Annotated in this window: 18 protein-coding genes and 1 pseudogene; 12 read left to right on the top strand and 7 right to left on the bottom strand. The window is 55.0% G+C overall.

All coding sequences use genetic code 11. From position 1 onward, the window contains the following. Positions 1 to 24: 24 nt before the first annotated feature. The 4 genes from menH to IE061_RS09315 are packed head-to-tail and all read right to left on the bottom strand — an operon-like array spanning position 25 to position 4,328. The gene (gene menH, locus IE061_RS09300; protein ID WP_193461480.1) at positions 25 to 810 is read right to left on the bottom strand and encodes a 2-succinyl-6-hydroxy-2,4-cyclohexadiene-1-carboxylate synthase; all 786 of its coding nucleotides are present in this window, start codon (positions 808 to 810) and stop codon (positions 25 to 27) included. After that, positions 800 to 2,503, bottom strand: coding sequence for a 2-succinyl-5-enolpyruvyl-6-hydroxy-3-cyclohexene-1-carboxylic-acid synthase (gene menD / locus IE061_RS09305; protein ID WP_193461481.1), 1,704 nt, complete (start codon positions 2,501 to 2,503; stop codon positions 800 to 802). Before menD ends, menH begins: the two co-directional genes overlap by 11 nt. A 4-nt stretch (positions 2,504 to 2,507) precedes the next feature. Beyond that, positions 2,508 to 3,839, bottom strand: coding sequence for an isochorismate synthase (locus IE061_RS09310; RefSeq protein WP_193461482.1), 1,332 nt, complete (start codon positions 3,837 to 3,839; stop codon positions 2,508 to 2,510). 6 nt (positions 3,840 to 3,845) lie between these two features. After that, positions 3,846 to 4,328: a DoxX family membrane protein gene (locus IE061_RS09315; RefSeq protein WP_054641826.1), complete on the bottom strand. Its 483-nt coding sequence runs from the start codon at positions 4,326 to 4,328 to the stop codon at positions 3,846 to 3,848. 186 nt (positions 4,329 to 4,514) lie between these two features. On the opposite strand from IE061_RS09315, the gene menA reads away from it, so the two are divergent. Continuing rightward, positions 4,515 to 5,441 carry a 1,4-dihydroxy-2-naphthoate octaprenyltransferase gene (gene menA / locus IE061_RS09320; protein ID WP_193461483.1) on the top strand — a complete coding sequence of 309 codons (927 nt, stop codon included), beginning with the start codon at positions 4,515 to 4,517 and terminating at the stop codon, positions 5,439 to 5,441. Positions 5,442 to 5,470: 29 nt separating this feature from the next. Here the strand turns inward: menA and IE061_RS09325 are convergent, their stop codons facing one another. Then, a complete protein-coding gene (locus IE061_RS09325) occupies positions 5,471 to 5,773 on the bottom strand; it encodes an antibiotic biosynthesis monooxygenase family protein (RefSeq protein ID WP_016915196.1) in 303 nt (100 codons plus the stop codon). Between the two features lie 111 nt (positions 5,774 to 5,884). Between IE061_RS09325 and IE061_RS09330 the strand changes: the two genes are divergently transcribed. Beyond that, a complete protein-coding gene (locus tag IE061_RS09330) occupies positions 5,885 to 7,459 on the top strand; it encodes a cryptochrome/deoxyribodipyrimidine photo-lyase family protein (RefSeq protein ID WP_193461484.1) in 1,575 nt (524 codons plus the stop codon). 84 nt (positions 7,460 to 7,543) lie between these two features. Here the strand turns inward: IE061_RS09330 and IE061_RS09335 are convergent, their stop codons facing one another. Together IE061_RS09335 and IE061_RS09340 are read right to left on the bottom strand one after the other, a co-directional pair. Next, on the bottom strand, positions 7,544 to 11,158 hold the full coding sequence (locus tag IE061_RS09335) for a YobI family P-loop NTPase (RefSeq protein WP_193461485.1): 3,615 nt from the start codon (positions 11,156 to 11,158) through the stop codon (positions 7,544 to 7,546). Between the two features lie 285 nt (positions 11,159 to 11,443). Beyond that, positions 11,444 to 11,995 (bottom strand): annotated as a pseudogene (locus IE061_RS09340) (aminotransferase class III-fold pyridoxal phosphate-dependent enzyme); the annotation flags it as partial. 364 nt (positions 11,996 to 12,359) lie between these two features. Between IE061_RS09340 and IE061_RS09345 the strand changes: the two are divergent. The 10 genes from IE061_RS09345 to IE061_RS09385 all read left to right on the top strand — a co-directional run bounded on the left by IE061_RS09345 (position 12,360) and on the right by IE061_RS09385 (position 20,421). Further along, the gene (locus IE061_RS09345; RefSeq protein ID WP_193461486.1) at positions 12,360 to 13,232 is read left to right on the top strand and encodes a transketolase; all 873 of its coding nucleotides are present in this window, start codon (positions 12,360 to 12,362) and stop codon (positions 13,230 to 13,232) included. Position 13,233: 1 nt separating this feature from the next. Continuing rightward, positions 13,234 to 14,229 carry a transketolase family protein gene (locus IE061_RS09350; RefSeq protein WP_193461487.1) on the top strand — a complete coding sequence of 332 codons (996 nt, stop codon included), beginning with the start codon at positions 13,234 to 13,236 and terminating at the stop codon, positions 14,227 to 14,229. 61 nt (positions 14,230 to 14,290) lie between these two features. Beyond that, on the top strand, positions 14,291 to 15,271 hold the full coding sequence (locus IE061_RS09355; RefSeq protein WP_193461488.1) for a TRAP transporter substrate-binding protein: 981 nt from the start codon (positions 14,291 to 14,293) through the stop codon (positions 15,269 to 15,271). A gap of 19 nt (positions 15,272 to 15,290) precedes the next feature. Continuing rightward, complete coding sequence (locus IE061_RS09360; protein WP_193461489.1) at positions 15,291 to 15,854, top strand: TRAP transporter small permease; 564 nt, start codon at positions 15,291 to 15,293, stop codon at positions 15,852 to 15,854. After that, positions 15,851 to 17,110 (top strand): TRAP transporter large permease, encoded by a 1,260-nt coding sequence (locus IE061_RS09365; RefSeq protein WP_193461490.1) that lies wholly within the window; start codon positions 15,851 to 15,853, stop codon positions 17,108 to 17,110. Before IE061_RS09360 ends, IE061_RS09365 begins: the two co-directional genes overlap by 4 nt. An 8-nt stretch (positions 17,111 to 17,118) precedes the next feature. Beyond that, the gene (locus IE061_RS09370; protein ID WP_193461491.1) at positions 17,119 to 18,024 is read left to right on the top strand and encodes an NAD(P)-dependent oxidoreductase; all 906 of its coding nucleotides are present in this window, start codon (positions 17,119 to 17,121) and stop codon (positions 18,022 to 18,024) included. 8 nt (positions 18,025 to 18,032) lie between these two features. Next, positions 18,033 to 18,512 (top strand): hypothetical protein, encoded by a 480-nt coding sequence (locus tag IE061_RS18070; protein ID WP_230478425.1) that lies wholly within the window; start codon positions 18,033 to 18,035, stop codon positions 18,510 to 18,512. Then, a complete protein-coding gene (locus tag IE061_RS09375; RefSeq protein ID WP_230478426.1) occupies positions 18,425 to 18,877 on the top strand; it encodes a TIM barrel protein in 453 nt (150 codons plus the stop codon). Before IE061_RS18070 ends, IE061_RS09375 begins: the two co-directional genes overlap by 88 nt. Positions 18,878 to 18,889: 12 nt before the next feature. After that, positions 18,890 to 19,642: an SDR family NAD(P)-dependent oxidoreductase gene (locus tag IE061_RS09380; protein WP_193461493.1), complete on the top strand. Its 753-nt coding sequence runs from the start codon at positions 18,890 to 18,892 to the stop codon at positions 19,640 to 19,642. A 59-nt stretch (positions 19,643 to 19,701) separates the two neighbouring features. After that, entirely contained in the window at positions 19,702 to 20,421 is a 720-nt protein-coding gene (locus IE061_RS09385; protein ID WP_193461494.1) for a FadR/GntR family transcriptional regulator, read from the top strand. Positions 20,422 to 20,446 lie beyond the last annotated feature (25 nt).

A 20,446-nucleotide genomic window follows, 5' to 3' on the forward strand; every position in this document is an offset into this window, starting at 1 on the left:
AGTGCACCATACGCTTGCCGCGCCTCAGCGCGGCAGCATTTGTGCCAAGTGCTGTGCCAGTTGCTGTGACAAGTGCCCTGCCATGGCCTTGGGGTGTTCCACGTGCAGGTTATGGCCGCCCGGCAGCGCCCAGTGGCGCAGGCGCGGCGCGTGCTGCGTCAGGCGATTGGCCAGGGTGTTGAACTTATGGTCCCGCAGGCCGGAGAAATAGCCCACCGGCAGGTCGGTCTCGGCCAGCCACTGCCAGAGAGAGGGCTGCCGACCCAGCGAGGTGGCCCGCAGCATGTGCGCCACGGCGGGGCCATGGTTGGCCAACCGGCGCTGAATCTGACGCTGGCGCTGTGCTGGCGTCAAATCGGCAAACACCGGCTGCTGGTACCATGCTGTCAGCACGTCGGCCAGCGGCGACTGTTCAAAACGCTGCGCCCAGTGCTCATCGTGGGCGCGGCGCGCTTCCCGCTCTGGCGCAGCCAGCCCGGGGTGCGCGCTCTCCAGCCACAGCGCCTCCAGACCGGCGGGCCGTTGGCTGGCATGATAGAGCGCCAGCCGGCCACCCAGGGAGTAGCCCAGCAGGCCATAACGCCCCACGCCCGCCTCGGCCAGCGTGCCACTGAGCCAGTCATGAAAATCCGCAAAAGAGCCCACCTCAGGCGTGGTGGGCTGCCCATGCCCCGGCAGGTTCAGCGCCAGGCAGCGCACGCCCGGCAGCGCGTGTTCCAGCGCCTCGCCAAGCGCCTGCCAATCGTCCCTATCGCCCAGCAGGCCGTGCAGCATCACCAGCGTAAAGGGCAGCGAAGGGTCAGGATGCATGGGCTGCCTCCCGGAGCCACGCGCCCAAGGCCTGCAGCGCATCGGTGGCCTGCTGATGGGGCACCGTGACCTCGATCAGCGTCACCCCGGCTTCCAGCGCCTGGGTGTAGGCCTCGTAAAACGCCGCCAGCGTGGTCGGTGCGGCATAGTTCAGGTGAAACATGCGCGCCGCATGCTCGAACGCGAGCCCGTGGGGTTGGCGATAGTAGCGCTCCAGCAGGTCGCCTTCGTCCGGCACTGGCAGCATGTGGAAAATGCTGCCGCCATCGTTATTCAGCACCACCACGACCAGCGGCGCTTTGGCCCTGGCCAGCAGCGCCAGGCTGTTGAGGTCGTGAAGCGCGCTGGTGTCGCCCAGAATCACCGTGGTGGGCTCATCGGTCGTGCAGGCCAGCCCGTACGCGGTGGCCAGCAGCCCATCGATGCCCGAAGCCCCGCGATTGGCCATCACCCGCAGCGGCATCGAACGGATCGAGCCCAGCATGTTCATCAGCCGGGCGGGCAGGCTGTTGCCCACGAACAGCGCCCCTCTGGCCAGTTGGGCCAGCTGATGACACACCCCCAGCTCGGAAAACTCCGCCGTATAGCGCTCGATGCCCTGGCGGGTGCGCTGCTGAAGGCGCGCCAGGGTATGCCAGGGGGGCTGGGCAGGCCCGGCGGGCAGCGTGGCGATGGCCTCGGCGGGCGTGCACACCAGCCGCTGAGTAAGGGTGAAGTCCGGGTCCAGGCGCTGGGGTAACGGGTCGACCAGCCACGCCTGCTGCCAGGGGTGGCTTGCAATCATCTGGGTCAGGCGCTTGGAAATCAGCCTGCCGCCAAACTGCAGCAGCACGTTGGCGCGGCCCAGCTCGGCGCTGACCTGCGGGTCCTGAAGGGCCAGGTCCATATGCACCAGATGGCGCGGGTCGCCGTACAGCTGGCTTTGCAGGTCGGCCAGCAGCGGCCAGCCCAACTGCTCGGCCAGGGCCGCAATGGGGGCCGCCTGCTGGGGGTCATCGATTCGCCCCACCACGATTACCCCGCGCTGCCGGGTGAAGGCGGCGGGCCATGCCACCGGCAGGGCGGCGGGGGCAGTTTGCCAGGCGCTCCAGGGGGCATGGCTGTGCTGCCAGCGCGAAAGCGACGCCAGGTAGTCGCTGGCCTCCACGGGCGGGCCGGAGGGGTAGAGCGGTTCGCGGTAGCGGCAGTTGAAGTGCACCGGGCCCGGCAGGCGGTGCTGCCGCGCCATGGTCTGGTCGATCGTGCTGAGCAAATAGGCGGCGGGAATCTCGCGGCTGGGGGTCGGCAAGTCGTGGTGCGCCACCGTGTGGCGGGCGAAGATATCCCGCTGGTCGATGGCCTGGTTACTGCCGTTATCCAGCAGCTCGATGGGCCGGTCGGCAGACAGAATCACCAGCGGCACGCCCAGCAGCGCGGCTTCCACCACGGCCGGATAAAGGTTGGCCACCGCCGTGCCGGACGTGGTGATCACCGCCACCGGCTGCTGGGCGCCTCGGGCCAGGCCCAGCGCCATGAACCCCAGCCCGCGCTCGTCGAAGTGAGTATGGCAGCGCAGCCCGGCGTGCTCGCTGGCCGCCATGGTCAGCGGGGTGGAGCGCGAGCCCGGCGCCACGACTACCTCGCGCAGCCCCCAACGGTACAGCTCTTCCAACAGCAGCGACGCCCAAACGTGGTTAAAGGTGGCGTAATGCATCGGCTTATCCCATTCCCAGCAGCGAGAGAATATCGGCAATCTTGGCATCCAGCTCGTGCCACTCGTCGTCGGCCTGCGACCCCGCCACGATACCCGCCCCCGCGTACAGGCGGATCGCCGTATCGCTGACCTGGGCACAGCGAATCGACACCGCCAGCTCGCTGGAGCCATGCCCCACGCGGCCAAAGGCACCTGCGTACCAGCCCCTGGCGTGGCGCTCCAGCTCACGGATTCTGGCCAGCGCCGCCGACCGCGGGGTGCCGCCGACGGCAGGCGTGGGCGGCAGCACGCTGAGCAGCTGCTGGTCGGTGATGAAGGGGTGCAGCTCGGCGTGAATTTCGCGGCGAATATGCTGCACGGACCGCAGCGGCACCACGTGGGCCTCCCCCATCTCCAGGCGCTGGGCCAGCGGCTCCAGCTGGGTCAACAGCTGCTGGTACACGCACTGGTTTTCCAGGCCGTTCTTTTTATCGGCCAGCAGCGCCCCGGCGAGCGCTTCGTCCTGCACCGTGTCACGCCCCCGCCGGGCCGTACCGGCCAGTGCCTCCGTGATCAGCTGCTGGCCCTGGCGGCGGTAGAGCCGTTCGGGGGAGCAGCCAATCAGCGCCGTACCGGGCGCCCACTGCACCCCGAAATGGAAGCAGTGCCGCGCCTCGGCCTGCCAGCGCCCCAGCAAGGCCCAGGGGCTGAGCACGCGCTCGGCGGTCAGGCAGGTTTCTCGGGAAAGCACCACTTTTGGAAGCTGCTGCAGCCGTTCGGGCTGGGTCACCTGCGACACCCAGCGGCCCCACTCCGGCCGAGTGGGCGTATCACACCGCTGGTAGCTGCCATGGGCTACCGGGGGCAGCGACTGTTCCGGGGCGATGGCCGCCAGGCACGCCTGGGCGGCGGCCAGCTCTTCGGCGGGAGGGCGGTCATCGAAGCGCAGGTTCACGGAAAGCGTGCACCGTCCCTGCTGACGCTTGAGCAACACCCGGGGCAGTATGAAGCGGCAGTCACCAAACCCGGGCCAACCCGCCGCCTGAGCATCGAAGGCCACCCCGCCGAAATAGTCGGGCGAGCCGCTGGCGGGCTGGGCCTGAGCTTGAGCCTGCATATCGACCTGCAGCGCCACCAGAGAGTCAAACGCCCGCGCCTCGCCCAGTACGGCATAGCCCGCCGCCGAGGCCTCACGCGGCTGCCAATAAAGGCGGGGCGTCACGCGCTGTGCGTTCAACCACCCCACCAAATCCTCCACCTCGCAGGGCACGCTCAGGCTCTGCGTACCCCGGCATGCCAAAAGGTCCAGCGCCGACAGCTGTGCTGCCAGCGCCTTTGCGGCCTGGATCACCTGCATAGTGCGTTACTTCCCTGACAACCGATGCCTGATATAGGGTAGCACCCAGCGGTCGCCACCATAGCGCCCGGCGTTGGCACCGGCCACCAGCAGGAAAAAGCTCAGGGCGATCATCCAGGGGTTGGTGGACACCGTGCCCGCCATCAAGAACGACATGTTCATGACGATGGCAAAAAAAGCGGCATAGCAGGTCAACACGCCCACGATCAGCCCCAGCCCCACCAGCACTTCCCCCAGCGGGATTATCACGTTGATCACATCCGCATACGGCAGCGCGACATGCTCCAGAAACGCCACGTAGTTGGGGTAGACCACGCTGCCTTCGCGCATGACCGGGTTGGCCACGGCATTGCTCAAAAACCCTTCGGCATTGAAGCCGCCGGTCATCTTGCCGATGCCCAGGGTCAGCCAGGTAATGCCCAGGTACAGCCTCAGCAGTAGCCAAACCAGGGCAGCATATTTGTTTTGTCTGAAAAACTCGCCGATCATCGCGTAGACTCCTGCCACGTTCACTTTCAGGGGGAAGCCCCAATGTGCATCAGGACGGATACCTCTTTTTTGACCCAGGTCGTGGTTTTTGCCATTAATGGTACAGAGTTGAATGTTTACTCTGCCCGATGGCTATACCGACCGGCCACGCTGACCAGTTCAGCGACTGCAACAGGAATGCTCACCATGGAACACACCACCCCACACCGCCCACTCCATGCCTGGTTGCTCGCCGCACGGCTGCGCACCCTGCCGCTGGCCTGCGCCTCGATCCTGCTGGGTTCGGGCATGGCGGCGCAGGCGGGTGGCTTTCAGGGTGGGGTGCTGCTGCTGTCGCTGCTCACGGCCATTCTGCTGCAGGTGCTTTCCAACCTGGCCAACGATTATGGCGATGCCCAATCGGGGGTGGACGATGCTAGCCGCACCGGCCCCGTGCGGGCGGTGGCCAGCGGGCTACTGACCCCAGACGCCATGCGCCGGGGCATGCTGCTCACCGGGCTGGCGGCGGCCATATCGGGGTTGTCGCTGCTGTTCGTCGCTTTTGGCAGCGACCTGCGCAGCTGGCTGGTGTTCGTGCTGCTGGGGGCCGCGTCCTTGCTGGCGGCCATCACTTACACCGTGGGGCTGGGCGGCAAGCCGTATGGCTATCGTGGGCTGGGGGATGTGGCGGTGTTCGTGTTTTTTGGGCTGCTGGGCGTGCTGGGCACCCTCTATTTGCATACCCAGAGCCTGAGCGGGCTGGCCATACTGCCCGCCGCCGTGTGCGGCTTGCTGGCCACCGCCGTGCTCAACGTCAACAACGTGCGCGACATCCACAGCGATGCCCGCCACGGCAAGATGACGCTGGCCGTGAGGCTGGGCAAACGGCGGGCCGTTCTCTACCACTGGGCGCTACTGGGCACCGCCCTGCTGCTGACGCTGGGGTATCTGCTGTGGCTGCCCGTGCCCTGGGTGGGCTGGAGCTGCCTGGTGGTGGCCAAGCCGCTCTACGACGCCGGGCGCACGCTCAGCCGCACCGAGGACGGCGAGCAGCTAACGGGCATGCTCAAGAAAACCGCGCTTTCCACGCTGGTTTACAGCCTGCTGCTCGCGGTGGGGCTGGCGCTGGCCTGACGGCGGCTTGGAGCCAAGGGCCTGGGGCCTTACAGCACTACCTCATAGCCTTCGAACTTGGGCGGGCCGAGGTAGATGCCTTCCGGCGATTTGGCATTGGCGTGGGCCTTGCGGAAAGCCTCTGACTTGGTCCAGGCGCGGAAGGCCTCTTCGGATTCCCACACGCTGTGGGAGATGAACACGGTGTGCTCTTCCTGGCTTTCGCCCTGCAGCATGTGAAACTCCTTGAAGCCCGGCACTTCCTCCAGGTGGGAATCGCGGTTGCGCCATACCTCCAGAAAATCCTCTTCGCGGCCTGGGGCAATCCGAAAACGGTTCATGGCAATGTACATCGAGACTCTCCTGTTGAGCGGGAGTAGATAGAGTGATTACGCCAACGCTGGCTTGATGGTAACGTCTTCCGTTCATCACGAATAGATTGCGACGAACAGGCGTTACGGCTCATGGCTCAGGCACCCCTTCAGGTCGTTTGGTTCAAACGCGATTTGCGCATTCACGATCACGCACCGCTGGCCAACGCCGCAGCGGCAGGCCCAGTGCTGCCGCTGTTTGCCATCGAGCCTGAGCAGTGGCAAGCGCCCGACAGCGCCCTGCGCCACTGGCAGTTTGCCGCCGATTCGCTAGTTGACCTGGCCCAGGCGCTCGACACCCTGGGCCTGCCGCTCTGCCTGTGGCAAGGCGATATGCTGGAGTGCCTGGCCGCCCTCAAAGCCCACTACGGCGAACTGGTGCTGCACTCCCACCAGGAGACCGGCAACGCCTGGAGCTTCGCGCGGGACCAGCGCGTTCAGGCCTGGTGCCAGGCCCACCAGGTGCCCTGGCAGGAAGCCCGCCAGCAGGGCGTGATTCGCGGGCTGAGCAGCCGCGCCGGGCACCAATCCCGCTGGGAAAGCCACTGGGAAACGCTGATGGCCGCCCCCACCTGCCCCGCGCCACAAGCAGCGGTGGCCGCACCCGGTTGGGAAGCCTTTCATCACGTAGACGTAGCGCAACTGCCCTCGCTTACCTTGGGGTTCGATACCACGCCCTGCCCCCAACGCCAGCGCGGCGGGCGCAGTGAAGGCCGCACGCTGTGGCTGAGCTTTATTACCCAGCGCGGGCGGCGCTATCGCGGCTCGCTCTCTAAACCGTTACTGGCCTGGGAGTTTGGATCGCGGCTCTCCCCGCACCTGGCCTGGGGCACGCTCTCGATGCGCGAAGTGGTGCAATCCCTGCGCCGCCAGCGGCAAAAACACGCCGACGACACCGCCTGGGCCCACTCGCTGCGCGCCTTTACCTCGCGGCTCTACTGGCACTGCCACTTCATTCAAAAACTGGAAAGCGAACCCAGCATCGAGCAGCAAACCCTGCACCCCGCGCTGCGCGGCCTGCGGGAGCGCGACCCGGAACACCCGCACCTGATCGCCTGGAAGCGCGGCCAAACCGGCGTGCCGTTGGTGGATGCCTGCATGCGCAGCCTGACCGCCACCGGCTGGATCAACTTTCGCATGCGCGCCATGCTGATCTCCCACGCCACCTTCGGCCTAGGGCTGCACTGGGTTGAGCCAGCCTTACATTTGGCGCGACTATTCACCGACTTCGAACCCGGCATTCACTACCCCCAGGTGCAGATGCAGGCAGGCGCCACCGGCACCAACGCCCTGCGGGTCTACAACCCCATCAAGCAAGCAGAAGATAACGACCCCACCGGCGAGTTCATCGCCCGCTGGGTGCCCGAGCTTGCGCCCCTACCTCTGGAATGGCGCACCAAACCCTGGGCCCTACCGGAAAGCCTGCAAAAACGCTTCGGCTTTCAGCCAGGCGTTGTCTACCCCATTCCGAACGATTTCGAAGCTGAAGCGCGCCATTGGAAGAAGCTGCTCTACGAACTGCGCCGGACGCCGGAGGCTAGAGATGCCAGTCAAGCGATTGTGGATAAGCTGGCGAGTCAGCGGCGGCCTGGTGCTCGGCGTACAAGAAAAGCAAAGGCAGCTGATCAGCAGCAGCTATCCTTGTTTGATGTGGGTGGGTTGGATTAGTTGGCCAGCAGCTGCCAAAGTGTGTAGCACACAAGACAGACTGTAGCTGAATCCTAAACAGTGCAAGATTTTGCAAGTCGCTTATCACTTTCTATAAAGATTCACTTTTATTTCGTTTGCGAAGTAAGCTCCCTCGCTCCATGATGAAATAATTTTTCTTGACTCAAGCCATCTGACCAAGTCCTGATTCTCAGGAGTATTCTTTAGCCTCGGTGAAAAGTACCCGGTTCTTATATGAGAAAACGGAGGCGGTAGATTAGCCAAGACTTGACGTACTTCTTCTACACCCATAAGAGAATGATATTTGTTAAAGAGCGAAATTTTAGTCGCTATGGGCCTAGAGTTCGTTATCAGTGGCCGAACACTAACTCCATTCATTTTGGATATTTTTGCGTCTGCACTATTAACAATTGGACCAATAAGTGCTGCACGCTCTGGAAAATCCATGAGCCCCTCTAGATCCATTAACTCAACTATTCCGAGCTTGGACACATTATCAATTTCAGATCGAAGAAGCTCTTCTCGGAAGTCATCGTCTACTGCAAAGTTATCTGGATCCTCAAGATACTTATCAATATTGATCTTGACGAATCGTATCTGCAAATCCAAGTTGCCAGCGAGCGCATCATAATTCTCCGGAGAAAATACAATTTTTTCTTCTTCGATGAGGATTCTAAACTTAGCTGGTTCAAGCTCTTCGGGTAGCTTCTTAAACGGCTTCGGCAGGACGTGAACATATTCTCTATAGGCGTCATCGGACAGAGAGCGCGCTCCGATGAGGAACTGACGTAACTGCAGTGAACCCGAGTCGCTTTGTATGGGGTATCGGAGGATAGTGGCACGGACAGCATCTTGACCTAGGTAGTCGACCAAGCTATCTGCGTTGAATCCGTCTCCTTCCATAAAAGCAAGACAATTCATCCAAGTTGGTTCGACCATATTTAGCGTGAAAAGCACTGCGTGCAACCTTTCGGGCACGCCCTCTAAAGTTGGCAGCAAAGTGGTCTGCATTTCTAGAAACTTCTGCAGATCATCTTGGCCGAGTTCATCGCGTCGAATCAAGTCGAGAATAGCCGACGCATCCTCTCTTGAATTGCCTTGAAGTTTTAAAAGAATATCATGTAGGTAGTGGCTGAATTCGCGTTCTACTCGCTCAATCAAGCTTGCGTTATTTGTCGAACGTATGGTGGTGAAATTTCTATAACGCATCGGACCGAGATCGCTCTTTCCTAAAATCGCTTGGTATATGTATTCCAGATTCGAGATCGTTAGCTCGAAAAGCCCCTCCTCGAACATGAGGTGCACAATTTCAGAGTGTTCTTTAATTGCAGCCAGATCTTTGACCTCAAAATCGAGGCAGGTAAGTTTTTCCGGTGGTAATTCTGGTGAATTAACTAGAACCTCTGGAAGTTTCTCCGAAACCAATTCCGGGAGTTCCTCAAAATTCTTTGCGAGCTTTTCGAGCAAAACTTTCGGCAGGTTAGAGACCAATTGGGTTACGTGGGAGATATTTTTAGGGCTTGCAATAACAGTTGGGACGAGATCCTTCCAAGCGCTGGCTAGCCCCGAAAGAAGACCTTCAATCTCACGACCACTGGTATAATAAGCATCGAAAAAATCCTCGCAGCTCTCGAATTCAGACGCGATAAACTCGAAAAGCTTTTGCGTTTGGACGAGATAACGGCTCCGGTCACTTAGAAGACTATCGACAAGCTTAACGTTCAAAACATAACTTTGCCGGAAGTCTTCATCTCGCATTGCGGCGATGACCTCTTTTGGATTGTCGATCGAAAAACCCGGTTCAGGTGTGACGAATGCCCTTATCTGGATTAGAAACTTATTGTCGTTAGGCGACAAACGTCCTGAATGAAAGAGTGAAGTATATTGGTAGTAGGTATCGTCGAGATGGCCTTCCAGAATCAGAAAACGGGCAAGCTCCCCTTTTTCCCCGAAGTTCTCGAAAAGATCCTGCACGCGGTCGGCGTTCAAACGCAACAGCTCGTTGAGCTTAGTTGTGCGCAGTGCTGCGATCTTTGATTTTAGGTCGCGTATTTGGAGCAAGCTCTTGTTCTTATTATCCTCCTTCTTACTTTCGAGCTCTTCCTTACGTTGCTGATAGGATTTCTGGGAGCAAACCTCGCTTTGCAATTGGGGAATATCGACCGATTGTTGTTGATTCTGGGCATTGCGGTGGAATAGACGCGGAGCCTCAATCAGTTGCTCGAACGCATTGTGGCTGACCAGTTGGGGAAGTGTGACCCATTTTTGCCGATCATGAGTGAGACTCACAGCATTCGCTGGGAGCTTCTCGATCAGAGCCATAGCGTAGATTTGCCGCAATTCTTTCAGGTCTGAAGGCATCTGTTGCTCGGCAGCTTCAATACGCTTTTCGATTTCCGCAATCTCGTTCCTATACTTGGCCGCACCATCCCGAATGAGAAGGTCTTGGCGGTTCAATATTTCAGCGAGATTACCCGCGCCTCGGTGCAATTGCTCAAAGTCACTGGGATAGACGTTTTTATAGATTAGAATCGCGAGAAGCTTGTTGGCATCGAACAGCTTCTCTCCATCAGTTTCTAAGTTAGCCATATAAACGACGTACTCATTAAAGATATTCTGAATCAATCTCAGGTCGTTCAGATATCGTGAGACCTCTCCTAGAAACTGTCGGTCAAGACGACCGTCGAGTTTAAGCCTCTTTCCCTGCTGCAACACCATATCGATAGAATTCGATGTATTAATAATCGGTATGACAGGAATAATGAACTCGAAGAACTTGGTGCGATCGGTATTGACAAACATGTCATCGCGTAAGGCGTAGAGGAATCTGATATTGCGATTCACGCCTGCATTATCGTTGACGAGGCTATTAATTTCACGCAGTGTGACGAATATCTCGGCATCGTTAAATCGATCTATATCCTCAATGATTACGAGATCGTAATCAGTTGATTGGAAGAAATAGACTATTTCGTCTAAGTGACGGTTCAATATAGACGTCTGGTCATCAACTGCAGGCCGTATCTCGACGTCCTTCAACGAAATACTCTTGAGTGACAGGCCAAAGCTTGCGACATAAAAGTGATGCAACGTTACCCAAAAAAATATTAACGCGAACGAGAATATACCCAGATTGAGCCAATTGCTAAGTGCGAACGGAACTAGAAAAGTACCGCTAATGATCTCATCTCGCTGATGAAATACGTACCAGAATGCAATAATTCCAAGCATTATTAAAAGAGACTTAGAAACCGACCTAATAAGACCGGGCGACTGAATTCTTTTGAATCTCGATAGAGGAAGTTTGTTTGCGTCGGCACCATACAGCATTTGCTGTAGAATACTTCTCTCAATCTCTTGCCGACTTACCTTCTCACCCTCTGAGTCACCCTCGGGAACGAACGCAGCGAGAGAGATATGAAGCGCGGGACGCCGATATTTTTTCAAAAAGGTTTTGATGATACTGCTTTCCCCCGATCCATAAGGACCAGTTAAAGCAATATTGAAAATCTTCTTATTATTTGTCGCAAAAAAAATAGCTTCAGAATATACGCCGACTTTGTCTGCCTCATCAGTTGGTGCCAAATCCACAAACTTGGATTTTTCTTCGGCTGAGGCGGATCTTTTTTCTAACCAAGACGCGAGGCTATTGAGGCGGATAGAAATTTTTCGTGTGAAGGAGACAATTTTTTTTATCATAAGATACCGAGTACACACATAACCGTCAAGAAACAGAAGGACACTAAGGCCGAGTGAGCTACCCCCTCTTTACACCAAGTACTTTTGCAGATTTTTCGCCACTTGTCTAATTAATGCTTATATTTCATATTAAGCTGTTCTAGCTACTGATTTCATTGCCTGTTTGACCATGCCTGAATAAGGCTCAATTTATCAGCAAAAAATCAGCGACCACAAAAAACCCACCCACCGTCAACAGCTTACGCTACCTGACGATGGGCGAGTTTAGTGCGGCTTAGAAGGCTACTAGCTAAGCGCTTCCAACGATTCCTCGATAATGCTTAACCCTTCCTCCAACACCGCAGACGATACCGTCAGCGGCACCAGGATGCGGATGCTGTTGCCGTAGAAACCACACGACAGCAGGATCAGGCCTTTTTCGCGGGCTTTGGCGCAGAGCGCGCCGGTCATCTGCGGTTCCGGCTTGCCATCGCGGTTGAGCAGTTCGAACGCGGCCATGGCGCCGAGTTGGCGGCCGTGGGCGACGGCGGGGAAGCGTTCTTCCCATACCGCGAAGCGTTCGGCCAGCATTTTGCCCATCTGCTCGCTGCGGGCCAGGATGTTCTCTTCTTCGATGGCGTCGATCACCGCCAGGGCCGCCGCGCAGGAGAGCGGGTTGCCGCTGTAGGTGCCGCCCAGCGAGTTGGGGCCGGAGGCGTCCATGACCTTGGCGGTGCCGACCACCGCAGAGAGCGGCATGCCGTTGGCGAGGCTCTTGGCGGTGGTGAGAATGTCCGCTTCGATGCCGCTGTGTTCCAACGCAAACAGCTTGCCGGTACGGGCGAAGCCGGACTGCACGGCAGTGGTCAATTTTCATATGGATCTGCCCCTTTCGCTCTCCAACTCAAGAAAGGGCAGATTCTAAATTTTAGCACTGCTCAACCAAGAGGCTATGTTGACGTTGGCAGGTGGCTTCAACACAACAAAAAATGGTCGACCAATAAAGAGAAGCCAGAAAAAAACAAAACCTTCTCAACAATTTTGCAAACCTTCCAAAAAACTTAGAAAGCTCACAACTCATTGTTAAATAACAATTTTTATAAAAATAAACACCGAAAAATAAATGAAAAAAAGCTAATGCAAAAAAATATACAAAGGTATTATATCATTTGAGCTAATCTAAACCTATCTTCAATTGGTCAACCAATTGGAGGTGACTTGAATGAGTCAAATCGCTACCGCACCGAAGTCCGATGCTATCAAGGCGCTTCATCAGCGAGCTTACAGTATTCGGCGTCATGCCCTACGCATGGGTGAGGTGCAAGGCCAAGGCTATGTGGGCCAAGCTTTGGGAATCGCAGATGTCCTAGCTGTCGCCTACTTTCACGCATTAAAAATTGATCCGAAAAACCCCGATTGGGAAGATCGGGACCGTTTTCTGCTCTCTATTGGCCACTACGCTATCGCTCTTTACGCTGCCTTAATTGAGGCTGGAGTTATCAGCGAAGACGAAATTGAGGATTACGGTAGCGACGACAGTATCCTGCCAATGTCAGGCATGGCCGCATATACGCCAGGTATGGAAATCACAGGTGGTTCGCTTGGTCATGGTCTAGGTATCGGCGTCGGGATGGCGTTAGGACTGAAGCGCAAACAGAGTACATCTCGGATTTTTAATCTGCTGTCTGATGGCGAGCTCAACGAAGGTTCTACTTGGGAAGCCGTAGCCTCCGCCTCTCACTTCAAGCTGGATAACCTGATTGCCATCGTCGACGTCAATGACCAGCAGGCCGACGATAAGTCCTCTATGGTGCTCAACTATGAGCCAATCGCTGATAAGTGGACAGCATTTGGTTGGGAAACCTACCGCGTTGACGGTAACGACCTGGAAGCAGTACTGGAAGCATTTGATAGCGTTATGGCAAGTAGCTCCGATAAGCCTCGCGTTATTATCTGCGATACCTTGATGGGCCGCGGAGTGCCATTCCTCGAGAAACGGGACAAAACACACTTTATTCGTGTCGACGAGAACGAGTGGAGCGTGGCGCTCAGAGAACTCGATGAAGTCTACGGCATCCAGTCAGGGGAGAAATGAGATGAGCGCCAAGAAAAAGCTTAAAACATCGGCTATGATCGCCTCCATCGCGGGTGAGGATCAGCCAACCACCTCGGCACCATTTGGACACGCTCTAATCGAAGCTGCTAGTAAAAACGACAAGATCATCGGCATGACAGCGGATCTGGGCAAGTATACCGATCTGCATATTTTCGCTCAGGCCTACCCCGAACGTTATTACCAGATGGGTATGGCTGAACAGTTACTCATGATGGCCAGCGCGGGCATGGCTCGCGAAGGCTTCGTTCCATTCGTGACTACTTATAGCGTATTTGCCTCACGTCGTGCCTACGATTTTATTTGCTTAGCGATTGCCGAAGAAAACCTCAACGTCAAGATTGTCAGTGCTTTGCCCGGCCTTACTACCGGCTACGGTCCAAGCCACCAAGCCACTGAAGATGTAGCCATTTTCCGCGGCATGCCAAATCTGACCATTGTTGACCCTTGCGATGCAGTCGATATAGAACAGTCTGTTCAAGCAATGGTTGATTTCAACGGCCCTGTATATTTACGCCTACTGAGAGGCAAAGTTCCACGCGTACTCGATCGTTTTGAAGGCTATCGGTTTGAGATTGGCAAAGCTAAAAAACTGATCGATGGTAAAGATGCTTTGATAATTTCTTCAGGCCTGATGACAATGCGTGCCATTGAAGCATCCGATGAACTCAAAGAAAAAGGCAAAGATGTCAGCGTACTTCACTGCGCCACCATCAAACCATTAGATACTAAAACCATTTTAGAAGAAGTACGTCGTTACCCAGACCGCCCGGTATTTGTGGCAGAAAATCACTCTGTGGTTGGCGGCTTAGGTGAAAGCATAGCTTCATTATTAATAAAAGAAGGTATCTCTGTTAAGTTTTACCAGATCGCTCTGCCAGACGAGTTTTTAGATGCCGGTGCCTTGCCTACTCTGCATGACCGCTACGGCATTTCCACCAAGGAGGTAGTTAAGACCATCAAACATCAAATCATGTAATAACTTAACTTTGACATAAAAAACAATACTCACAACAACTAATACAAATGAGATAAATATCATGAAAAAAACTGCACTTGCTACTGCCATTTTCGGCGCTATTTTCTTTTCGGGTAACACCTCTGCCCAGCAGGTCCTTCAGCTGACACACAACGCAGCGGCAGGCAACCCCAAGGCGGAAGCCTCGGAGCTTTTTGCAGAGCTGGTCGAGGAAAAAACCGGCGGCGCATTGAGGGTCGATGTAGGCGGTAATTCGCAGTACGGCGACGATATGGAAGCCCTGACGTTGATGCGCATGGGGACTCTGGCATTCAGTACTAACAGCCAAGGAGCAACTTCCAGCGTCGTGCCGCAGTTCTCTGTGCTGGGCTTGCCTTTCCTATTCGACTCACTGCCCGCAGCTTGGGAAGTGATGGATGGTGAAGTAGGTGAAGAGCTCAAACGCCTTGCCGAAGAGCAGAACTTGGTAGTCCTCGGACTGTGGGACAACGGTATTCGTCACGTAAGCAATAGCGTACGCCCAATTGAGACTCCGGCAGACCTTCAGGGTCTGAAGATCCGTACTCCGCCGGATGAAATGACGGTGAATATCTTCGAAGCGTTGGGCGCCAACCCCACTCCAATGAACTTCTCCGAACTTTACATCGCGCTTGAACAAGGTGTAGTGGATGGTCAGGAGAACCCATTAATGAATATCTATTCCTCACGACTTTACGAAGTTCAGGATTATATCACGCTGACCGGACACAAATATGAGTCTACGCCACTGCTGATGAGCAAGATCATGTGGGATATGCTCACACCAGAACAACAACAAGCGGTGCAGGAAGCTGCAGATGAAGCAGGTCAGTTCAACCGTCAAGCATCTCTTGAGGCAGATGCAAAACTACGCATACAGCTTGAAGACGCAGGCGTTGTTATCAACGAAGTAGATACTGCCCCTTTCATCGAAGCTACCGCATCAGTTTACGGCCTGTGGAGTGAAGAGTACCCCGAGCTTGTAGACATGGTGGTGAACGCTGCTCATAGCGAGCATCAGTAACAAGCCGGAGGGGTATTTCATGACGCTCTCAGTCGAGAGTCGAAAAAGCGAAGCCAGTTGGTCGGCTTCGCTTCTAATCGGCTCGAAGAACGTGATTTATCAGATATCAAAGTGGGCGGCGATCATCTCAATTATAACGATCTTCGTTTCCTTACTTATGGGGGTAGCTACTCGCTATCTCTTCTCGACAAACATTGGCTGGGTGGCAGAGATTCCCAATCTGTTTTTTCCCTGGCTAACCATGGGTGCCATTGTGGCGGCGGCAGCCAAGAACGAACATATTGGCATCGACCTGATGGTCGAAAAGCTCCCCAAATTCCCCAAAAAAATCGTGATACTCAGTGTTAACGTGATTGCACTGGTGGCGTTCAGCACTATGGCTTATCACGGCCTTAATGTAGTGGATATCGCTGGCGGCCAACGCTTCCCCATTACTCGACTTGGTATGTCATGGGCGTATTGGTCGGTAGTAGTCGGGTTTGCAGGGCTGGCTCTAATCGCACTAGTCAATATCGCGCTAATTCTGATGGGCGTTGAAGAGCAGTCGGCCCCACAGATCTCACGCGGGGAGGAAGGAATATGACGGTTCAAATGCTCGCGGCCTTTGTTCTTTTCTTACTGATGGCTATGCCAGTCGGTTATTCTCTTGTCATCAGCGGCTGGGCAGCGCTCTCGGTCTTCGGACCTCTGCCCTCTAGCATGGCGATCATGAAAATTTTTCAGCCAACGCAGAGCTTTCCGTTGCTGGCAATTCCCTTCTTCATTTTGTCCGGTAGTCTGATGATGTCGGGCAAACTCGGCCAGAAGCTTGTCGGGCTGGCCTCAATGCTAGTAGGTAAGTATCACGGTGGGCTCGGGCAAGTCAGCGTGGTGGGTTCAACGGTCTTCGGCGGCGTGTCCGGTTCATCGGTAGCAGAAGCCTCGGCGCTGGGATCGATGCTCATTCCTTGGCAGAAGCGAGAAGGCTACCCTGGTGCATTCAGTGCGGCCGTCACTTCGGCGTCCTCGGTTATCGCAGGGCTTATGCCGCCGTCGATTCCGTTGATTCTATTCGCCACTGTATCCAACAGCTCGATTGCATCGCTGTTTATCGCCGCAGTCATTCCCGCACTGATGCTGGCGGCGGGCATGATGCTGGCCTGTTACTTCGTGGGTAAGCACCGCGGCTTTCCACGCCTTCAGCTCAACCATACCCGCACGGAGATGTTAAGCACACTGTTCACCGCGCTGCCAGCTCTGTTAATGCCAGTGTTCATCGTGGTACTGCTGAGAGTAGGCATTGCTACGCCTACTGAAGTTAGCATTATCGCCGTGGCTTATGCGCTACTGGTCAGCGGTATCATCTATCGCGATTTGACCGGAGAGCGAGTGATGGCAGCACTGGTTAACACTGTTATCACCACAGGGATCGTGATGTTGATCATCGCAGCAGCCAATATCATTGCCTATATCCTGACCTCCGGCGGCGTACCGCAAGCCGTGGCTCAGTGGGCCGTGGAGTACCTCAAACACCCGCTTTTGATCATTCTGGCTATCAACCTACTTTTGCTTTTGATCGGCATGTTCTTGGACCTACCCGCCGCCATTCTGCTTCTGGGGCCAACGCTTGTCTCAATCGCCAATGCGATAGGGTTAGATCTAATTCAACTTGGCATCATGATGTGCGTGAATCTAAGTATCGGTCTATTTACACCTCCTATCGGCACAACACTGTTTGTCTCTGCGGCAATCGCACGTGAGCGCATTGGTGCGGTTGTCAAGGAACTCGCCCCCTTCTACTTGGTAGCCATTATTGTGCTGTTGCTGGTCTCTTACGTACCGGCACTTATCATCTACTGAGGTTCACCATGCATAACACAGCTTTTGCTGGACTCGGCGCCATGGGCCGCCCCATGGCAATGTGCTTGAAAAACGCAGGCTTCGATGTCTTGGGGATCGACGCATTCAAGCAAGTAGAAACCGTCTTTAACGGCCAATCCACTTCTAGTGAGGCTAAGCGCCTTTACCTCAATAAGTGCGAAATACTTTTCATAATGGTGGTAAGTGCCGATCAGGTGCGCGACTTGTTGTTCGGTAGCGCGACCTCTGGCGGTGCCGAGCCAAACGTAGTGCAGTCACTGAAGGAGGGTGCCTGTATCGTACAGATGTCTACCATCGCTCCAAACGATGCTGCCAGTATTGCAAGCGAAGTAGCAGAGATGCGCTCTGATCTTCACTACATTGATGCCCCTGTGTCCGGTGGGGTTGTTGGTGCTCAGGCTGGCGAACTTACTATCATGGCTGCTGGTTGCAATGAAGCACTTAGTCGTTGTTCGAAAGCATTCGAGGTTATGGGAAAAGCGGTATTCGTGGCTGGTCCTAAGCCAGGCCAAGGCTCAGCCATGAAAGCCGTCAACCAGTTGCTGTGCGGCGTGCATATTGCAGCCGCAGCCGAAGCTCTGTCTCTGGCGGAAAAGAGCGGAATTGAGGCATCGGTCATGCTCTCCATGGTGCAGGGCTCAGCTGCCTCAAGCTGGATGCTCAAGGATCGCGGGCCGCGCATGATTGCAGAACCTGATGATGTCACTAGCGTAATCGATATCTTCTGCAAGGATATGGGCATCGTCTGCGACTCTGCTAAAGCATATAGAGCGTTCACTCCACTAGCGGAAACCGCCCGGCAAATGTTCGTGGCAAGCTCCGAGCGGGGCGAGGGAAAGCTTGATGACAGCCAGCTCATCCGCACCTACCGTTTGCTCAATGGCAAGGGCTAAGAAAACTCATGGCTAAAAGTTTCATTTCCGTCAGCACCGCCGCCTTTGATGGCTATGGGTTTGACGCCATTCTGCCCTCGCTTGCGCGATGTGGCGTAAAAAACGTGGAGTTAGCGTTCATTGATGGTTACGTCGAAGCGTTTACTGACAGCGACTTTTCTCAGGACTTCGCTCATGACTTGAGTAAAGAAATGCGCCGCTATGGTCAACAGTGCCGCTACTTTTCAGGCCACATTGACCTAGGCCTGGAGAATGCCGCCTCCCGCCTTGAAGCGCGTTGCCGTTTTGCGGCGTGGTTGGGAGCCGAGTTCATTATTACCAACGCGGCCGTGCGCGAAAACATGAATACATGTTTTTCAGACAAGCCGATACCCTTGCCGCAATCGCTCGTGATCACGGCATGCGTATTCTGCTGGAAAACCCTGGCAACAGTGTTCCCAACGTATTTGATAGCGCAAGTGATGCTCAGACGTTGCTCAAACGGCTGAATGAGGACGTATTCGGCATCAACTATGACATGGGCAACTTGTTGTCACACGCTACACATAAAAACGCGCTTGAAGATGCCTGGATGGCCTTACCGCTTGCCGATCACGTCCATATCAAGCCCTGCGTACGTCACCGCAACGGCTTCGATTTCGTATCCTTCGGCGATGGCGATACGAACGACAGAGCCCTTGCATTGGCTTTGCTTGACCAGGGTAAGCCGTTCTCGTTGGAGCTACCGTTTCGTCTGCATCGCGACACGAGCGCTCAGCCTTGGCGCGATGAACAACCCGTAGCACTCGATAGAATAGAGTCATTAATTTTACGCTCCCTTAAGGAGCTGGCTTTACTGAACCAAGACCAATAAGAGGAAAGCGTCATGCTGCTTAAAGACAAGGTATGTATCGTAACCGGCGCTGCTGGAAAGAAAGGCATTGGTTTTAGAACCGCGCGCCTTTTCTACGAGCACGGTGCGTCCATCGTGATTTCCGATATCAACGATCAGGCCTGCGAGGCAATACGCAGTGAGTTCGACGCTGATCGCTCAATAGTCGTCACAGGAAACGTGGTCAGCCGCGATGACTGTTTCAATTTGGCCCTCGCCGCGATGGAAAAATTCGGTAGAATCGATGTGCTGGTCAACAACGCAGGCATTACTCAGCCGGTCAAATTCGAACAGATCGAACCAGAGGATTACGACCGCATAATGGACGTCAACCTTCGCGGCATGATGTACATGTCCCAAGCCGTAGTTCCGTACATGAAGCAGAGCGGGAAGGGGTCGATCATCAATACTTCGTCGGTATCTGCCCAGCGCGGAGGCGGAATCTTTGGTGGCCCCCACTACAGTGCGGCCAAAGCCGGTATGCTAGGCCTTGGGAAGGCAATGGCACGCGAGCTGGGAGCAGCGGGTATTCGTGTCAATTCGGTAACTCCTGGCCTTATCGCAACCGATATAACAGCAGGCAAGCTAGATGATCAAATGAAAGCCAAAATTCTGGAAGGAATACCTTTAGCCCGCTTGGGCGAGCCAGAAGATATCGCCAACGCTTTCCTATTCCTGGCGAGCGATCTTTCCAGCTATATTACGGGTGCTACGCTTGATGTGAACGGTGGTATGCATATTCACTGACTATGATAAGCTGCCCCTGTATTTACATCAGAATATGGGGGCAGCACTTGGATGACACTATGAGCCAAATTGATCCAAACTTATTGGACAGACTTAAGGAGTTTGTATCTATCTCCGAGCTCTCCAAAGATGGACGATTGAAACTTCCACCTGAAAGAGCATTATGCGATTATTTTGACATGCACCGTTCATCAGTGAGAAATGTTCTTTCTGTTTTACACAGCCTTGGATTTATCGAAAGAAAGCAAGGTAGCGGCACTTTCCTTAAAATGCCGGAACCTGTTTTTATCCAACTATATTTCGAGCTAGCCCTTAAACTAAACTACATCTCTGTGGATCATTTAGAAACTGCCAGAGAAATGTTCGAAAAAGAGATTGTTCAGTCTGCTGCAGTTAACCACCAACACCATGAGCTGATTAGGCTTGAAAAGCTTTGTACAAAAATAGTACATTCTACCGATGTTCTAGAAGGTATTCAGGCTGATTATGAATTTCATGAGCAGCTAGCCATCATGGCAAAAAACCCAGCTATTTTGATTATTTTTCAAGGGCTTTCATCAGTATTAAAAAAAGTGCTTCATCAACGCCGCATCCTAGCACGACAATCGCGTGAAGCGCAGAAAAAAACAAATGAAACCCATTTTGCCATAGTCGATGCGATTAAAAGCCGTGATCGTGAGAAAGCACGTCAAGCTATGCAAGACCACTTCGAGACATGGAACCAGCAAACAATGAGAAAATTCTCTCACGAAGAAAACAAAACTTTAACTACCGAATGAATTTTACCCAAGCTCCCAATAGCAT

Source organism: Vreelandella hamiltonii, assembly GCF_014651795.1.
Lineage (GTDB): Bacteria > Pseudomonadota > Gammaproteobacteria > Pseudomonadales > Halomonadaceae > Vreelandella > Vreelandella hamiltonii.

Excerpts from the sequence above, each read along its gene's own strand:
- IE061_RS09385 (WP_193461494.1), top strand. The coding sequence starts at position 19,702 with ATGAGCCAAATTGATCCAAACTTATTGGACAGACTTAAGGAGTTTGTA.
- IE061_RS09325 (WP_016915196.1), bottom strand. The coding sequence starts at position 5,773 with ATGTACATTGCCATGAACCGTTTTCGGATTGCCCCAGGCCGCGAAGAG.
- IE061_RS09355 (WP_193461488.1), top strand. The coding sequence starts at position 14,291 with ATGAAAAAAACTGCACTTGCTACTGCCATTTTCGGCGCTATTTTCTTT.
- IE061_RS09360 (WP_193461489.1), top strand. The coding sequence starts at position 15,291 with ATGACGCTCTCAGTCGAGAGTCGAAAAAGCGAAGCCAGTTGGTCGGCT.
- IE061_RS09315 (WP_054641826.1), bottom strand. The coding sequence starts at position 4,328 with ATGATCGGCGAGTTTTTCAGACAAAACAAATATGCTGCCCTGGTTTGG.
- IE061_RS09380 (WP_193461493.1), top strand. The coding sequence starts at position 18,890 with ATGCTGCTTAAAGACAAGGTATGTATCGTAACCGGCGCTGCTGGAAAG.
- IE061_RS09375 (WP_230478426.1), top strand. The coding sequence starts at position 18,425 with ATGCGTATTCTGCTGGAAAACCCTGGCAACAGTGTTCCCAACGTATTT.
- IE061_RS18070 (WP_230478425.1), top strand. The coding sequence starts at position 18,033 with ATGGCTAAAAGTTTCATTTCCGTCAGCACCGCCGCCTTTGATGGCTAT.
- IE061_RS09350 (WP_193461487.1), top strand. The coding sequence starts at position 13,234 with ATGAGCGCCAAGAAAAAGCTTAAAACATCGGCTATGATCGCCTCCATC.
- IE061_RS09335 (WP_193461485.1), bottom strand. The coding sequence starts at position 11,158 with ATGATAAAAAAAATTGTCTCCTTCACACGAAAAATTTCTATCCGCCTC.
- menD (WP_193461481.1), bottom strand. The coding sequence starts at position 2,503 with ATGCATTACGCCACCTTTAACCACGTTTGGGCGTCGCTGCTGTTGGAA.
- IE061_RS09345 (WP_193461486.1), top strand. The coding sequence starts at position 12,360 with ATGAGTCAAATCGCTACCGCACCGAAGTCCGATGCTATCAAGGCGCTT.
- menA (WP_193461483.1), top strand. The coding sequence starts at position 4,515 with ATGGAACACACCACCCCACACCGCCCACTCCATGCCTGGTTGCTCGCC.
- IE061_RS09330 (WP_193461484.1), top strand. The coding sequence starts at position 5,885 with ATGGCTCAGGCACCCCTTCAGGTCGTTTGGTTCAAACGCGATTTGCGC.
- menH (WP_193461480.1), bottom strand. The coding sequence starts at position 810 with ATGCATCCTGACCCTTCGCTGCCCTTTACGCTGGTGATGCTGCACGGC.
- IE061_RS09365 (WP_193461490.1), top strand. The coding sequence starts at position 15,851 with ATGACGGTTCAAATGCTCGCGGCCTTTGTTCTTTTCTTACTGATGGCT.
- IE061_RS09370 (WP_193461491.1), top strand. The coding sequence starts at position 17,119 with ATGCATAACACAGCTTTTGCTGGACTCGGCGCCATGGGCCGCCCCATG.
- IE061_RS09310 (WP_193461482.1), bottom strand. The coding sequence starts at position 3,839 with ATGCAGGTGATCCAGGCCGCAAAGGCGCTGGCAGCACAGCTGTCGGCG.